The following is a 16757-nucleotide window of genomic DNA, read 5'->3' as shown; positions in this document are numbered from 1 at the left end:
AAAGGCCCGACTCTCGCGAGTCGGGCCTTTGTCATGACAAGCTCAGGCGCTATCAGCTATAGACACGGCCCAGCAACTGGCGGTGGCTTTCGAACTGATCCAGCACGTCGCGCACGATCTGCTCCGGCGTGAAGCCCATCAGGTCGTATTCCTGGCTGCCATCATGCAGGTAGACCTCAGCGCGGTAGAAACGCTGGCGCACTTCTGCCTCACCTTCTGCCGCGGCCTCGCTCGGCGCGGCCTGGTAGCCATCCAGGCTCACTTCGTAGACGAAGGGATTACCCTCTTCCATCATCACGCGCAGACCCATCAGCGAACGGGAGTGACCGGCACGTGCCTCGACATCGAAGCCCTGGTTACGCATCTGCGCGGCAGCTTCCTTGAGCGCCGGGCTGACGTACTTGTCCATGAAGCGCTGGACCACGGCCTGGCTCGGCTGCAAATCCATCTGGCTCAGGCGCTCGCTGAAGCCACGACGGCCACGGGCAGCCAGTTCGGCACGCTCCTGCTCGACCGCAACGTCCTGCTTCATGGCCTTGTACAGACCGAACATGAACAGCACCAGCACCACGGAGAACGGCAAGCCAGCCAGAACCACCATGGTCTGCATGGCTTCGAAGTTACCGGCGAACAGCAGGCCGATGGTTACCAGCGTAATGACGACCGACCAGAACACCACCATCCAGTGCGGGGCGTCTTCATCCACCTTGCCGCCTTTGCACGACAGGTTGGCCATCATCACTGCACCGGAGTCGGCCGGGGTGAGGAACAGCACGAAGCCGACGAACACCGCCACACCGATGACGAACTTGGCTGCCGGGAAGAATTCCAGCAACTGATAGATCGACATCGACGGCTGTTCCAACGCGGTCTTGCCCAACTCCACAGCGCCCTGGTTAACCACCAGGTCCAGCGCGGTGTTGCCGAAGATCGACAGCCACGCCAGGGTAAAGCCCAGCGGGATCAACAGCACGCCACTGACCAGCTGGCGCACGGTACGGCCCTTGGAGATACGGGCAATGAACATACCGACGAATGGGCCCCAGGAGATCCACCAGGCCCAGTAGAACACGGTCCACAGGCCCAGCCAGCGCTCGGACTTGGCGCCGTCGCCTTCATAGACGTACAGGTCGAACGTCTTGAGCACGATGCCATTGAGGTAGTCACCGATGTTCTGCACGAAGCCGTTGAGCAGGTGCAGGGTGTTGCCACCCAACAGAACGAAGATCAACAGACCACTGAACAGCATGATGTTCAGGTTGGACAGACGGCGGATACCGTTTTCCACGCCCGACACCGCAGCCACGGTCGCCACGCCGGCCATGACCAGAATCACCGCCAGCAGGTTGGTCTTGCTGTGGTCGATGCCGAACAGGTACTCAAGGCCCGACGCCACCTGCATCGAACCGATACCCAGGTTGGTCACCAGGCCCAGCAAGGTGACGAACATGCCGAAGATGTCCACTGCGTTGCCGGCAGCGCCCTTGACCCAGCGCTCACCGACCAGCGGGTACAGAGCCGAACGCAGGGCCAACGGCTGGTTGTGGCGATAGGCGAAGTAGCCCACGGCCAAGCCAACCAGGGCGTAGATCGCCCAGCCATGCAGGCCCCAGTGCAGGAAGGTCAGTTGCAGCGCCTGGCGCGCGGCTTCATGGCTCGCGGCGGCACCTTCAGGCGGGTTGAAATAATGGTCCAGCGGCTCGGAGGCGCCGAAATACAGCAGCGAGATACCGATACCTGAGGAGAACAGCATGCCGGCCCAGGCGCCGTAGCTGAAATCGGGTTGGTCATCTTTGCCGCCAAGCTTGAGCTTGCCGAAGTCGGAGAAGGCCAGATAGACGACGAACAGCAGGTATCCGCAGATCACCAGCATGTAGTACCAACCGAAGGTACGGGTCAGCCAGGCCTGCGCCACGCTCAGCACACGGCCGGCGGTTTCAGGGACAGCGATAAGCAGGGCGGTCAAAACGAGGACCAGCAACGCGGAGGTATAGAACACAACGCGGTTGACCCGTACCCGTTCGGCGGGAGGGTTGGTTAGGGAGGCAGAACTCATTGCACGAATGCTCCGGGCAGTGCGGGAGTGGAGGCTAATCAGTCTTCCCGAGCAAATGGTGCAATAGCCCCACAGCATCAGGTGTTATAAAAGCACCTAGGAAATCGCGATCCCGAATCGAATCGTTGCAAATAAAACAGATCCAAGCCCGCTCCAGTGGCTGCCCGCGCGGCCCATGACCGCTCGGCGGAATCTGCATTTCGCATCGCTCTTGCCCGTCAACGCCTTGTATTCCGGGGGTTACGCGATTTCCTGGGGTGTCAATCCGTGCCTTCTCGATCAGCTGAAAAACTGTCAATGGCACAAATTGTCGCAGAGCTTATTCTTTATTGATTGAACGTTCAATCAAAACAAAATAGACTGGCCTTCGCCGAGGCAGCCGCTCGTCGTCTGCTCGCAGGCCTGAGGAGATATGCAACATGCCCAAGGTCGGTATGCAACCCATCCGCCGCCAGCAGTTGATCGAAGCCACGTTGCAGGCGGTCGATCAGGTGGGACTGGGAGATGCCAGCATTGCGCTGATTGCCCGTTTGGCCGGTGTGTCGAACGGCATCATCAGTCACTACTTTCGGGACAAGAACGGCCTGATCGCAGCGACGATGGGTTACATCATGAGCATGCTCAACGAAGGCGTTGCGGCGCGTCGCCAGGCACTGACGGACGACAGCCCGCGCGCCCACCTGAAAGTGATCATCGAGGGCAACTTCGATGCGAGCCAGGTGAACGGCCCGGCAATGAAAACCTGGTTGGCCTTCTGGGCCTCCAGCATGCACCAGCCAGACCTGCACAGGTTGCAGCGGATCAACGACCACCGCTTGTATTCCAACCTGTGCTGCCAGTTCCGTCGCGTCCTGCCGCTCTACCATGCGCGCAAGGCTGCCCGCGGACTGGCGGCCCTGATCGATGGCCTGTGGCTGCGTGGCGCGCTGTCCGGTGATGCATTCGACACCGACCAGGCAATACGGATTGCTTACGAATACATGGATCTACAACTGGCTAAACAGCAGAGTCTGGACACTACCGACCAGGCCTCTGAACAACCGCGCGCGGCGATTGCCAACCAGGCAGGAGCGTGACGCGGTAGCCAACCACACACTGCACTTGCGAGGACACTATGGCCCGTTTCGGAACGCAAAAACTCTACATTGATGGTGGTTACGTCGACGCTAGCACCGACGCCACTTTCGAAGCCATCAACCCGGCCACCGGCGAAGTCCTCGCCCACGTGCAACGTGCCACCCAGGCTGACGTCGAGCGCGCCGTCGAAAGCGCCGAGCGTGGCCAGAAAGTCTGGGCCGCAATGACCGCCATGCAGCGTTCGCGCATCCTGCGCCGCGCCGTCGAGATCCTGCGCGAGCGCAACGACGAGCTGGCCATGCTGGAAACCCTGGACACCGGCAAGTCCTATTCCGAAACCCGTTACGTCGACATCGTCACCGGCGCCGACGTGCTGGAATACTACGCAGGCCTGGTTCCTGCCATCGAAGGCGAGCAGATCCCGCTGCGCGAGAGTTCCTTCGTCTACACCCGCCGCGAGCCACTGGGCGTGACCGCCGGCATCGGTGCCTGGAACTACCCGATCCAGATCGCCCTGTGGAAATCCGCCCCGGCCCTGGCCGCCGGCAACGCCATGATCTTCAAGCCTTCGGAAGTCACCTCGCTGACCACCCTGAAGCTGGCCGAGATCTACACCGAAGCCGGCCTGCCGGACGGCGTGTTCAACGTCCTGACCGGCAGCGGTCGCGAAGTGGGCACCTGGCTGACCGAGCACCCGCGCATCGAGAAAGTCTCCTTCACCGGCGGCACCACCACCGGCAAGAAAGTCATGGCCAGCGCCTCGAGCTCCACGCTCAAGGAAGTCACCATGGAACTGGGCGGCAAGTCGCCGCTGATCATCTGCGACGACGCCGACCTGGACAAGGCCGCCGACATCGCCATGATGGCCAACTTCTACAGCTCCGGTCAGGTCTGCACCAACGGCACCCGCGTATTCATCCCGTCGTCGATGAAAGCGGCCTTCGAAGCCAAGATCGCCGAACGCGTCGCCCGCATCCGTGCCGGCAACCCGGAAGACGAGAACACCAACTTCGGTCCGCTGGTCAGCTTCGCGCACATGGAAAGCGTCCTGGGCTACATCGCCAAGGGCAAGGAAGAAGGTGCCCGCGTCCTGTGCGGCGGCGAGCGTCTGATGGCCGGTGACTTCGCCAAGGGCGCGTTCGTTGCCCCGACCGTCTTCACCGACTGCACCGACGACATGACCATCGTCAAGGAAGAGATCTTCGGCCCGGTCATGAGCATCCTGACCTACGAAACCGAAGAAGAAGTCATCCGTCGCGCCAACGACACCGAGTACGGCCTGGCCGCCGGCGTCTGCACCAACGACATCAGCCGCGCCCACCGCATCATCCACAAGCTCGAAGCGGGCATCTGCTGGATCAACGCCTGGGGCGAATCGCCGGCCGAAATGCCGGTCGGCGGTTACAAGCAGTCGGGTGTCGGCCGTGAGAACGGTGTCAGCTCGCTGGCTCAATACACTCGCATCAAGTCGGTCCAGGTCGAGCTGGGCGGCTACAACTCGGTTTTCTGAACCCTGTCTAGCCACGCCCGTGCCGCTGCGCACGGGCGTTTCCGCTCCCTGATCACCGCCAACATGAGGGTACTTTCATGTCCAAAGAATACGATTACATCATCGTCGGTGCCGGCTCCGCCGGTAACACCCTGGCGACCCGCCTGACCGAAGATGCCGGCGTCACTGTACTGCTGCTGGAAGCCGGTGGCCCCGACTACCGCTTCGACTTCCGTACCCAGATGCCAGCCGCCCTGGCCTTCCCGCTGCAGGGCCGTCGCTACAACTGGGCATACGAAACCGATCCTGAGCCGCACATGAACAACCGCCGCATGGAGTGTGGCCGTGGCAAGGGCCTGGGTGGCTCTTCGCTGATCAACGGTATGTGCTATATCCGCGGCAACGCCATGGATTTCGACGGCTGGGCGAAATTGCCAGGCCTCGAAGACTGGACCTACCTGGACTGCCTGCCGTACTTCCGCAAGGCCGAAACCCGCGATATCGGCCCGAACGACTACCACGGCGGCGAAGGCCCGGTCAGCGTGACCACGCCTAAAGCTGGCAACAACCCACTGTTCCACGCCATGGTCGAAGCCGGCGTGCAGGCGGGTTACCCACGTACCGAAGACCTCAACGGCTACCAGCAGGAAGGCTTCGGTCCGATGGACCGTACCGTGACCAAGAACGGTCGTCGCTCCAGCACCGCCCGCGGCTATCTGGACCAGGCCAAGAAGCGTCCGAATCTGACCATCGTCACCCACGCCCTGACCGACCGCGTGCTGTTCGACGGCAAGCGCGCCATCGGCGTGACCTACCTGGTCGGCGACAGCGAAGAGCGCGTCGAAGCCCGCGCCCGCAAGGAAGTCATCGTCAGCTCCGGCGCCATCGCCTCGCCGCAGCTGCTGCAGCGCTCCGGCGTCGGTCCGCGCGAACTGCTCGAAAGCCTCGACATCCCGGTCGTCCACGACCTGCCAGGCGTCGGCGAGAACCTGCAGGACCACCTGGAGCTGTACCTGCAATACGCGTGCACCCAGCCGGTTTCGCTGTACCCGTCGCTGCTGTGGTGGAACCAGCCAGCCATTGGCGCTGAATGGATGTTCAACGGCACTGGCATCGGCGCCAGCAACCAGTTCGAGGCAGGCGGTTTCATCCGCACCCGTCCTGAGTTCGAATGGCCGAACATCCAGTACCACTTCCTGCCGGTTGCGATCAATTACAACGGCTCCAACGGCGTGAAGGAACACGGTTTCCAGGCCCACATGGGTTCGATGCGCTCGCCTAGCCGTGGCCGCATCAGACTCAAGTCCAAGGATCCGCGCCAGCACCCAAGCATCCTGTTCAACTACATGGCCACCGAGCAGGACTGGCAGGAATTCCGCGACGGCATCCGCCTGACCCGCGAGATCATGGCCCAGCCGGCGCTGGATCCATACCGTGGTCGCGAGATCAGCCCGGGCGCCCACGTGCAGACCGACGAGGAACTGGACAAGTTCATCCGCGAGCACGCCGAAACCGCCTTCCACCCGTCCTGCTCGTGCAAGATGGGCACCGACGACATGGCGGTGGTCGATGGCGAAGGCCGCGTGCACGGCATGCAGGGCCTGCGTGTGGTCGACGCATCGATCATGCCGATCATCATCACCGGCAACCTCAATGCCACCACGATCATGATCGCCGAGAAAATCTCGGACAAGATCCGTGGCCGCAAGCCGCTGCCGCGCAGCACCGCCAAGTACTACGTGGCCAATGGCGCACCGGTGAAGGGCAAGCCTATGCGCGAGGTCAAGCAGGGCTGAACCTGTCCCGGCTTGTCCGTGACCAACGCCGCTCCCACAGGGATATCGCTGCCCATAAGCGCAGCGCAGTACCTGTAGGAGCGGGCTTGTCCCGCGATAGCGCCGTACTGGTAACACCGAAAAAGGCACCCTCCGGGGTGCCTTTTTCATTTTCAGAAACGCTTTACAGGCTGCCAATTCATCAGGTTAGAATCGATTGGCACGCGACCTGCTAGTCAACGCTATCAAGTCCTTTTTCCCCGCGATGTACCGGAGTACTGCCTTTGGATGCGAGCACCATCAACAGCCTGTTTCTGATCGGCGCACTGCTGGTCGGGGCAAGTATCTTGGTCAGCTCGCTGTCATCGCGCCTTGGCATTCCTATCCTGGTCATCATCCTCGCCGTCGGCATGGTCGCCGGCGTCGATGGTGGCGGCATCATCTTCAACAACTATCCGACCGCCTATCTGGTGGGCAACCTGGCCCTGGCCGTGATCCTGCTGGACGGCGGCCTGCGCACGCGGGTGGCGAGCTTTCGCGTGGCGCTGTGGCCCGCGTTGTCGCTGGCCACGGTCGGCGTGCTGATCACCACCGGGCTGACCGGCATGGTCGCCGCCTGGCTGTTCGACCTGAGCCTCATCCAAGGCCTTCTGATCGGCGCCATCGTCGGCTCCACCGACGCCGCGGCGGTGTTCTCCCTGCTCGGTGGCAAGGGCCTGAACGAGCGTGTCACCGCGACGCTCGAGATCGAGTCGGGTAGCAACGACCCGATGGCGGTCTTTCTCACCGTCACCCTGATCGACATGATCGCCAGCGGCCAGACCGGCCTGCACTGGAGCCTGCTGACCCACTTGGTGCGCGAGTTCGGCATCGGCAGCCTGCTGGGCCTAGGCGGTGGCTGGCTGATGCTGCAACTGGTCAATCGCATCAACCTGGCCGGCGGGCTGTATCCGATCCTGGTGATCGCCGGCGGCCTGGTGGTGTTCTCGCTGACCAACGCCTTGCACGGCAGCGGTTTTCTGGCGGTCTACCTGTGCGGCCTGGTGTTGGGCAACCGCCCCATCCGCAGCCGTCACGGCATTCTGCACATGCTCGATGGCATGGCGTGGTTGGCGCAGATCGGCATGTTCCTGGTGCTGGGCCTGCTGGTCACGCCTCACGATCTGCTACCGATCGCCTTGCCAGCGCTGGGCCTTGCGCTATGGATGATCCTGTTCGCGCGCCCCCTGTCGGTGGTGGCCAGCTTGCTGCCGTTCAAGGCCTTCCACGGCCGCGAGAAAGCCTTCATCAGCTGGGTCGGCCTGCGCGGCGCCGTGCCGATCATTCTTGCCGTGTTCCCGCTGATGGCCGGCCTGCCCGATGCCCAGCTGTTCTTCAACCTGGCCTTCTTCATCGTCCTGGTCTCGCTGTTGGTGCAAGGCACCAGCCTGCCGTGGATGGCCAAGCTGTTGAAAGTCACCGTGCCGCCGGACCCGGCCCCGATTTCCCGCTCCGCTCTGGAGGTGCACATCACCAGCGAGTGGGAGCTGTTCGTCTATCGCCTGGGTGCTGAAAAATGGTGCATCGGCGCCGCCCTGCGCGAGTTGAAGATGCCAGAGGGCACCCGTATCGCCGCACTGTTCCGCGGCGAGCAACTGCTGCACCCCTCAGGCAGCACCGTGCTGGAGGTCGGCGACATGCTGTGCGTGATCGGCCACGAGCACAACCTGCCGGCCCTGGGCAAACTGTTCAGCCAGGCGCCGCAGCGGGGGCTGGACCTGCGCTTCTTCGGCGACTTCGTGCTCGAAGGCGATGCCGAGCTCGGCGCGGTGGCGGCGCTTTATGGTCTTAAGCTGGACGGATTGGACGCGAAAATGCCGCTTGCCCAGTTCATCCGACAGAAGGTCGGAGGCGCTCCAGTAGTGGGCGACCAGGTCGAATGGAACAGTACGATCTGGACCGTGGCGACCATGGACGGGAACAAGATCCAGAAAGTGGGCGTCAGATTCCCGGAAGGTACTCGACCCGGCCCCGGGTTGTTCCTCTAAACTTCGATTTGCCTCGTTTCGCAAGAATTCTGCCTATGTCCCTGCGTGTGTCCCTCCGCGCAGCCCTGCTCGGGCTGTGCCTGTCCCTCTCGTTCGCCGTCATGGCGGCCGAGGTCCCGACCACCGCCAGCGTCCAGCACAGCCTCGACAAGATCGCCGAGCGCAAACTTCCGGAAGCCGAGCAGAAGGCCCTGCAGCAAGTGCTCGAGCAGACCCTGGTCCTGCTCGCCAGCAAGGAAGACAGCGAAAAGAAACTCGCCGAGCTCAAACAGCAGCTGGCCAGCGCGCCCAACGAGATCCGTGACGGTCAACGCGAGCTGACCAAGCTCAAGCAAACCAAGAGCGTGCCGGTGGCTGAGCGCTATGCCAACCTGGCCGTACCTCAGCTGGAGCAGATGCTCAGCGAGCGCAGCACTGAGCAAGGCGAACTGCAAAAAGCGCTCTCCGAAGCCAACAGCCTGATCATCAACTCCCAGACCCGCCCTGAACGGGCTCAGGCCGAAATCAGCAGCAGCCAGACCCGCATCCAGCAGATCAACAGCAGCCTAAAATCGGGCAAGGACGGCGGCAAACCGATTTCCGCAGACCAACGCAACCAGCTCAACGCCGAGCTGGCCGCGCTCAATGCACGCATGGCTCTGCGCCGCCAGGAAATGACCAGCAACAGCCAACTGCAGGATCTGGGCAATGCCCGCCACGACCTGTTGATCGAGCGCGCCGCGCGCCTAGAGCAAGAAATCCAGGAGCTGCAGACGCTGATCAACGACAAGCGTCTGGCCCAGTCCCAGCAGACCGTCACCCAACAGTCGCTCGAAGCCCAGAAGGCCGGCAGCAGCACCTTGCTGGCCACCGAGAGCACCGCCAACGTCAAGCTTTCGGACTACCTGCTCAAGAGCACCGACCGGCTCAACGAGGTCACCCAGCAGAACCTGCGCACCAAACAGCAACTCGACAGCCTGACCCAGGCCGACCAGGCTCTGGACGAACAGATCGACGTGCTCAAGGGCAGCCTGCTGCTATCGAAGATCCTCTACAAGCAAAAGCAATCCCTGCCGCACCTGAAAGTCGATCGCAACCTGGCCGACCAGATCGCCGACATTCGCCTCTATCAGTTCGAGATCAATCAGCAGCGCGAGCAGATGAGCAGCCCCTCGATCTACGTCGACAAGCTGCTGGCCGCCCAGCCCGAGGAAGAGGCCACACCACAGCTGCGCAAGGCCTTGCTGGAGGTGGTGATCACCCGCAGCGACCTGCTCGAGCGCCTGAACCGCGAGCTGTCGGCGCTGCTCAATGAGTCCATCACCCTGCAGCTGAACCAGAAGCAATTGCTCAGCACCGCCCAGAGTCTGCGCACCACCCTGGAAGAGCAGATGTTCTGGATTCCCAGCAACAAGCCGCTGGACTGGGAGTGGCTGAGCCATGTGCCCGAGCGGTTTGCCGACCAGGTCGCCAACCTGCCATGGGGCTCGGGCCTCAAGGAGCTGACCGACGGCCTGGCGCAGCGCCCGCTGTTGTTCCTGCCGCTGCTGCTGGTGATCGGCGCACTGCTATGGCGGCGCAAGTACCTCTATCAGCGCCTGGGCAAGGTTCACCAGGACATCGGCCACTTCCGTCGCGATAGCCAGTGGCATACGCCCCAGGCGATCCTGATCAATATCCTCCTGGCCATGCCGGTCGCCCTGGCCCTGGCCCTGGGCAGCTACGCCCTGCAGATCGACGCTCGCGGCCAGAACGCTAACCTGGGCGCCGCCCTGTGGCAGATCGCCCAGGCCTGGCTGGTGTTCTACACCGCCTACCGCATCCTCGCGCCGGGCGGCGTTGCCGAGATCCACTTCCGCTGGCACAAGCCGCAGGTCGAGTTCCTGCGCGGCTGGGTGCGCCGACTGGGCACCGTGGTGCTGGCCCTGGTAGGTGTGGTGGCGGTGGCCGAGCATCAGCCGTCGGCCCTGGCCGATGATGTGCTGGGCATCGGTGTGGTGCTCACCTGCTATGCCCTGATGGCCTGGTTGCTCAGCCGCCTGCTGCTGAGCAGCCCCGCGCACCGAGACACCTCGCTGTTCCGCAAAGCGGTTGGGGTGGCCTTCACCGCGCTACCCATCGCCCTATTCGTGGCCGTGTGCTTCGGCTACTACTACACCGCGCTCAAGCTCACCGACCGACTCATCTATACCCTTTACCTGCTGTTGTTCTGGCTGGTGATCGAGGCCGCGTTCGTACGCGGGCTCTCGGTTGCGGCCCGGCGCCTGGCCTACCAGCGCGCCCTGAGCAAACGCCAGGCTGCCAAGGAAGGGCTGGACGGCGAGGTGATCGTCGAAGAACCAACCTTGGATATCGAACAGGTCAACCAGCAGTCGCTGCGCCTGATCCGCCTGGCCCTGCTTGGCGGCTTCATCGCCGGCCTGTACTGGGTCTGGTCGGACCTGATCTCGGTCTTCGCCTATCTCAACAACTTCACCTTGTACGAATACACCAGCGGCACTGGCGCGGCGGCCAGCATGGTGCCGATCAGCCTGGGCGACCTGCTCGGTGCGTTGGTGATCGTCGGTATCACCTTCGCCCTGGCCGGCAACTTGCCGGGCCTGCTGGAGGTGCTGGTGCTGTCGCGCCTGAACCTGGCCCAAGGCAGCGCCTACGCCACCACCACGCTGCTCTCTTACACCATCGTGGGTGTGGGCATCGTGAGCACCCTGTCGACCCTCGGGGTGAGCTGGGACAAGCTGCAATGGCTGGTGGCGGCCCTGTCGGTGGGCCTGGGCTTCGGCATGCAGGAGATCTTCGCCAACTTCATCTCCGGCATCATGATTCTGTTCGAGCGCCCCGTGCGCATCGGCGACACCATCACCATCGGCAATCTATCCGGCACGGTGAGCAAGATCCGCATCCGTGCGACCACCATCACCGACTTCGACCGCAAGGACATCATCGTCCCCAACAAGACCTTCATCACAGGCCAGCTGATCAACTGGTCCCTGACCGACACCGTCACCCGCGTCACGCTCAAGCTGGGCATCGACTACGGCTCGGATTTGGATCTGGTGCGCGAACTGCTGCTCAAGGGCGCCCACGAAAACCCACGGGTGCTCAAGGATCCTGAGCCGATCGTGTACTTCCTCAACTTCGGCGAAAGCTCGCTGGACCACGAACTGCGCATGCACGTCCGCGACCTGGGCGACCGCAACCCGACGCTGGACGAGATCAACCGTTACATCAACCGTGAGTTCAAGGCGCACAACATCAAGATCTCGGTGCGCCAGGTCGAGGTGTTCCTGATGGACATGCAAGGCGGCAAACAGCAATTGATTCCGGTGGAGAACCCGAAACCGGATGGCACTGCACCGGCCTGAGTGCACTCGAATACTTTATTCTGTGCACAACCCTTGCGAGGGCTACGCCCTCGTTCGCGGGTAAACCGCTCCTACAGGCACAGCGCTGGACCTGTGGGAGCGGGATTACCCGCGAAGGGCCGCAAAGCGGCCCCTGACCCCCGATCCCAGGAGCCGGCCTGTGAAAGCCCTCGACCAACTGACCTTCGACAACCGCTTCGCCCGCCTGGGCGATGCCTTTTCCACCGAGGTCCTGCCCGACCCGATTGCCGAGCCACGCCTGGTGGTGGCCAGCGAATCGGCCATGGCCCTGCTCGACCTCGACCCGGCCCAGGCCGAACTGCCGGTGTTCGCCGAGCTGTTCAGCGGCCACAAGCTTTGGGAAGAGGCAGAGCCGCGGGCGATGGTCTATTCCGGGCACCAGTTCGGTTCCTACAACCCACGCCTGGGCGACGGCCGTGGCCTGCTGCTGGGCGAAGTGCTCAATGACGCCGGCGAGCACTGGGACCTGCACCTCAAGGGCGCCGGCCAGACCCCCTATTCGCGCATGGGCGATGGCCGTGCCGTACTGCGCTCCTCGATCCGCGAGTTCCTGGCCTCCGAGGCCCTCCACGCCTTGGGCATTCCCAGCAGCCGCGCATTGTGCGTGATCGGCTCGAGCACCCCGGTGTGGCGAGAGACCCGCGAAAGCGCCGCGATGCTCCTGCGCCTGGCGCAAAGCCATGTGCGCTTCGGTCACTTCGAGTACTTCTACTACACCCGCCAGCCAGAGCAGCAGCGCCAACTCATCGACCATGTCCTGGAGCAGCATTACCCCGAGTGCCGGGAGGCAGAACAGCCCTACCTGGCCATGTTCCGCACCATCGTCGAACGCAACGCCGAGCTGATCGCCCGGTGGCAGGCCTACGGCTTCTGCCATGGCGTGATGAACACCGACAACATGTCGATCCTGGGCATCACCTTCGACTTCGGCCCCTACGCCTTCCTCGACGACTTCGACGCCAATTTCATCTGCAACCATTCCGACGACCGCGGTCGCTACAGCTACGCCAACCAGGTGCCCATCGCCCACTGGAACCTGAGCGCCCTGGCCCAGGCCCTGACCACGGTGATCGAGGTGGAGCCGCTCAAGGACGCGCTGGGCCTGTTCCTGCCGCTGTACCAGGCTCACTACCTGGATCTGATGCGTCGGCGCCTGGGCTTCACCACAGCCGAGGACGGTGACATGGCCTTGGTGGAGCGCCTGCTGCAACGCATGCAGAGCGGCGGCGTGGACTACACCCTGTTCTTCCGCAGGCTTGGCGACCAGCCCGTGGCCGATGCCCTCAAGGTGGTGCGCGATGACTTCATCGACCTGGCCGGGTTCGACGCCTGGGGCGAGGATTACCTGGCCCGCTGCCAGCGTGAACCCGCCAACGCCGAAGGCCGGCGCGAGCGCATGCATGCGGTCAACCCGCTGTACATCCTGCGCAATTACCTGGCACAAAAAGCCATTGAAGCGGCCGAAGCGGGGGATTACAGCGAAGTACGCCGGTTGCATCAGGTGCTGAGCAATCCATTCGAAGAACAACCTGCAATGCAGGCCTATGCCGAACGTCCGCCCGAGTGGGGCAAGCACCTGGAAATCAGCTGTTCCTCGTGAATGCCCTGCCAGGGCTGTCGCCAGTGTCCACAAGATGTGGCTGCTTCAGATCAGGCCCCGTGGGCGCTGCGACAGCCTGCGATAAACCGAACAGGAGATGAAATGTCCGAACCTCTGCTGATTCCCTGCCCCCATTGCAACGGCCTCAACCGCCTGCCCGCCGAACGCCTGGGGGACCACCCCAAGTGTGGACGCTGCAAGCAAGAGGTACTGCTGGCCACGCCGTTCGACCTCGATGAACGCAGCTACGCCAGCCAGATCAAAGGCGATTTGCCCCTGCTGCTGGACGTCTGGGCAGACTGGTGCGGGCCGTGCAAATCGTTCGCCCCGGTCTTCGAACAAGCCGCCCGCCAGCTTGCCGGGCGCTGTCGCCTGGCCAAGCTGGACAGCGAGGCCAACCGCAACCTCGCCGGTCAGTTGGGCATCCGCTCGATCCCCAGCCTGATCCTGTTCAAGAATGGTCGTGAGGTCGCCCGCCAGGCAGGCGCGTTTCCACTCCAGTCTTTGCTGGAGTGGTTGCGCAGCCAGGGGGTCTAGGCGTTCTCTTCGAGCAGCGCGTGCAGCTCGACGAACTGCTGGGTCAGCTTGTGTCGAGGCTCCAGGTGTATCAACGGCAAGCTCGCATGGTGGGATTCACGCATCTTCACCGAACTGGCCAGATACACCGGCAGGACCGGCAAGCCCTCGGCCAGCAACTCGTCGAGCATCTGCTGCGGCAGGCTGGCGCGTGACTGGAATTGATTGACGACGATGCCTTCGACCAGCAGGTCTTCGTTGTGGTCGTCCTTGAGTTCGTCGATTTCCGCGAGCAGGCCATACAGCGCCTGGCGTGAGAAGCTGTCGCAGTCGAATGGGATTAGCACCCGATCGGCGGCGATCAACGCAGAAACCGCGTAGAAATTGAGCGCAGGTGGCGTATCGATGTAGATTCGCTCGTAGTCATCGTCCAGCTCATCGAGCAGTTTGCGCAGCTTGTTGATCTTGTGCTTGGCCTCGAGCTTGGGCTGCAGGTCGGCCAGTTCCGGGGTCGCAGTGACCACGTGGAGGTTGTCGAACGGCGTTTCGTAGATATCGACCTTGTTCTTCTTGGCAAAGGGCCCGCTGGAGAGGGTTTGCTTGAAGAAGTCGGCGATGCCCATGGGAATGTCCTCGCCGGTCAGCCCGGTGAGGTACTGGGTGGAGTTGGCCTGGGCATCCAGGTCGATCAACAGGGTCCGATAGCCTTCACTGGCACTGACCGCCGCCAGGTTGCAGGCGATGCTCGACTTGCCCACGCCACCTTTCTGATTGAACACCACGCGCCGCATGGAAGACCTCCGTGTATCAACGAATGCCCGAGTATGTGTCCGGCGAGCGACAATGACCAGTACCGCCCGCTCAACCTTTCCTACCCCGGTGCCGATAACCTTCGTAACCGTTCATCGGAAACCGCGGGTAATCGATCGGAGCGGGTCGACTAGCCAGAGCGTTGTTCATTGGTCATTGTCCAAGGCGTATTTGCTAGCGGTCCCCTGCACCGGGATAATGCGCGCCACTCGGCGAGTGTGAATCCCTCAGGCCGCTCCGAGCCACTCCGACGCCAAAGGTCGCCCGCAGGGCGGGAAACAAGCACATCGTGATCACTTTCAACATCAGCCAATGGCGCGCCTGGGCCCCCGGTCTGCACACGCCCGCCGACTGGCGTGCCTGGGCCGACGGTGAGTCCGTGTCGCCAGGCGACAGCCAGGTGCCGGACGTGTCCTTCCTTCCGGCCCTGCAGCGCCGGCGCCTGAGCCCGTTGGCACGCATGGCGTTCGCTGTCGGCTGGCCGCTAGCCGAGGGGTACGAATCGCTGCCGCTGGTGTACGTCTCGCGCCATGGTGAAACCCCGCGCACCTTCTCCATCCTCAACGACCTCGCCCAGGGCGAGCCGCTCTCGCCCACCCAGTTCAGCCTCTCGGTGCACAATGCGGTGATCGGCCTGTGGTCGATCCTGCGTGGGCAGAGCTGCGAAATGACCGCCCTGGCCGCGGCCGACGACGGATTCGAACATGGCCTCGTCGAGGCGGCCGGCCTGCTCCATGAAGGCGCGCCGGCCGTATTGCTGATCGTTGCCGAAGAACTGCCGCCAGCGGCTTATGCGCCCTGGATCAGCGACGTACCGCTCTCCTATGCCCTAGGGCTGCTATTGACCCCTGGCAAGCAATGGCAGTTGGACCTGACCCCAGGCAGCGAAGCCGTCCCTGGCAACTTGCCCCACGCCTTGAGCTGGCTGCGCGCCCTGCTGACCGACCAGTCCAGGCTCACCCACCCAGGAAAGCAACGCTCATGGAACTGGCAACGGCTCGCGTGAACAAGCCACGGGATGCCTACCCCTGGCGCCTGGTGGCGACCGCACTGAGCTTTGCCCTGTTCGGTGTCGGCAGCCTGTGCCTGCGCGTGTTGGTGTTTCCGCTGCTCGCCTGCCTGCCCGGTGGCGTCGAACGCCACCAGCAACGCGCCCGCCGAACCATCGGCTGGCTGTTCTGGCGGTTCATACGTTTCATGCGGGTCAGCGGCGTGCTCACCTACGAGGTCGTCGGAGCCGAGGGTCTGGGCCGTCCGGGGCAGCTCATCATCGCCAATCATCCATCGCTGATCGACGTGGTGTTTCTAATCGGCCTGGCCCGCAACGCCAATTGCGTGGTCAAGCAGAGCCTGTTCGACAACCCCTTCACCCGCGGCCCGGTGCGCGAGGCACGCTACATCGGCAACGATGGCAGCGTGCAGATGCTCGAAACCGCCGCCGACACCCTGCGCCAGGGACAGCCGCTGATCATCTTCCCCGAGGGCACCCGCACACCGCCCGGCCAGGCCCCGGCCTTTCATCGCGGTGCCGCCGCGATCGCCTTGCGCGGTGCGAAAATCATTACACCCGTGACCATCAGCGTCAGCCCCAGCACCCTGACCAAACATGAGCCCTGGTACCGCATTCCGCGCCGACGCGTGCATTTTCGTCTACATGTCGGTGCCGATATCGACCCCGCCTCGTTCGCTGCGCTGGGCCCGGCACCGGTGGCCTCTCGACGCCTCAACGATTACCTGCATCAGTATTTCATCAAGGAGCTCGCCGAAGATGAGCGATCCACAGCAAGACCTGCACCGTGATATCAAGCAATTGATCATCGACGCCCTGGGGCTGGAAGACATCGACGTCCAGGACATCGATGACCAACAACCCCTGTTCGGCGAGGGCCTGGGCCTGGACTCGGTGGACGCCCTGGAGCTCGGCCTGGCCTTGCAGAAACGTTTCGGGATCAAGATCGACGCCGACGCCAAGGACACCCGCTCCCATTTCACCAATATCGCCACCCTGGCAGCATTCGTCACTGCCCGTCAGGCCGCCTGAG

At 63.1% G+C, this 16757-nt stretch carries 12 protein-coding genes; 10 read left to right on the top strand and 2 right to left on the bottom strand.

The annotated features are described in order from the left end of the window. Window positions 1-52: 52 nt before the first annotated feature. Complete coding sequence (locus AB1N67_RS01820) at window positions 53-1999, bottom strand: BCCT family transporter (protein WP_232092098.1); 1947 nt, start codon at window positions 1997-1999, stop codon at window positions 53-55. 476 nt (window positions 2000-2475) lie between these two features. Between AB1N67_RS01820 and betI the strand changes: the two genes are divergently transcribed. The 7 genes from betI (at window position 2476) to trxC (ending at window position 13926) form a co-directional block, all read left to right on the top strand. Then, on the top strand, window positions 2476-3132 hold the full coding sequence (gene betI / locus AB1N67_RS01815) for a transcriptional regulator BetI (protein WP_070571690.1): 657 nt from the start codon (window positions 2476-2478) through the stop codon (window positions 3130-3132). 38 nt (window positions 3133-3170) lie between these two features. Further along, window positions 3171-4643, top strand: coding sequence for a betaine-aldehyde dehydrogenase (gene betB, locus AB1N67_RS01810; RefSeq protein ID WP_043212517.1), 1473 nt, complete (start codon window positions 3171-3173; stop codon window positions 4641-4643). A gap of 77 nt (window positions 4644-4720) precedes the next feature. Then, entirely contained in the window at window positions 4721-6418 is a 1698-nt protein-coding gene (betA, locus tag AB1N67_RS01805; RefSeq protein WP_043212515.1) for a choline dehydrogenase, read from the top strand. A gap of 263 nt (window positions 6419-6681) precedes the next feature. Continuing rightward, window positions 6682-8424, top strand: coding sequence for a potassium/proton antiporter (locus AB1N67_RS01800; RefSeq protein ID WP_043212513.1), 1743 nt, complete (start codon window positions 6682-6684; stop codon window positions 8422-8424). Between the two features lie 35 nt (window positions 8425-8459). Further along, a complete protein-coding gene (mscK, locus tag AB1N67_RS01795; RefSeq protein ID WP_043212512.1) occupies window positions 8460-11768 on the top strand; it encodes a mechanosensitive channel MscK in 3309 nt (1102 codons plus the stop codon). Window positions 11769-11928: 160 nt separating this feature from the next. Further along, entirely contained in the window at window positions 11929-13389 is a 1461-nt protein-coding gene (selO, locus tag AB1N67_RS01790) for a protein adenylyltransferase SelO (protein ID WP_367863492.1), read from the top strand. Between the two features lie 102 nt (window positions 13390-13491). After that, window positions 13492-13926, top strand: a complete 435-nt coding sequence (gene trxC / locus AB1N67_RS01785) for a thioredoxin TrxC (RefSeq protein ID WP_043212507.1) — start codon at window positions 13492-13494, stop codon at window positions 13924-13926. Here trxC and AB1N67_RS01780 read toward each other — a convergent pair. Then, window positions 13923-14696 carry a ParA family protein gene (locus AB1N67_RS01780; RefSeq protein WP_043212506.1) on the bottom strand — a complete coding sequence of 258 codons (774 nt, stop codon included), beginning with the start codon at window positions 14694-14696 and terminating at the stop codon, window positions 13923-13925. The two genes, trxC and AB1N67_RS01780, sit on opposite strands and share 4 nt — an antisense overlap. A gap of 308 nt (window positions 14697-15004) precedes the next feature. Between AB1N67_RS01780 and AB1N67_RS01775 the strand changes: the two genes are divergently transcribed. From AB1N67_RS01775 to AB1N67_RS01765, 3 genes are read left to right on the top strand one after another with little or no spacing between them, the layout of a single operon-like run. Next, window positions 15005-15721, top strand: a complete 717-nt coding sequence (locus tag AB1N67_RS01775) for a beta-ketoacyl synthase chain length factor (RefSeq protein WP_367863491.1) — start codon at window positions 15005-15007, stop codon at window positions 15719-15721. Then, window positions 15697-16515 carry a 1-acyl-sn-glycerol-3-phosphate acyltransferase gene (locus tag AB1N67_RS01770; RefSeq protein WP_043212502.1) on the top strand — a complete coding sequence of 273 codons (819 nt, stop codon included), beginning with the start codon at window positions 15697-15699 and terminating at the stop codon, window positions 16513-16515. The genes AB1N67_RS01775 and AB1N67_RS01770 overlap by 25 nt, the downstream gene beginning before the upstream one ends. Next, entirely contained in the window at window positions 16484-16756 is a 273-nt protein-coding gene (locus AB1N67_RS01765; protein ID WP_043212500.1) for a phosphopantetheine-binding protein, read from the top strand. The genes AB1N67_RS01770 and AB1N67_RS01765 overlap by 32 nt, the downstream gene beginning before the upstream one ends. Window position 16757: the final 1 nt, after the last annotated feature.

The organism is Pseudomonas guariconensis (assembly GCF_040822035.1).
Taxonomy (GTDB): domain Bacteria; phylum Pseudomonadota; class Gammaproteobacteria; order Pseudomonadales; family Pseudomonadaceae; genus Aquipseudomonas; species Aquipseudomonas guariconensis.
Note: the sequence above shows the minus strand (reverse complement) of the source record. Positions and strands in the feature narration are given on the sequence as shown.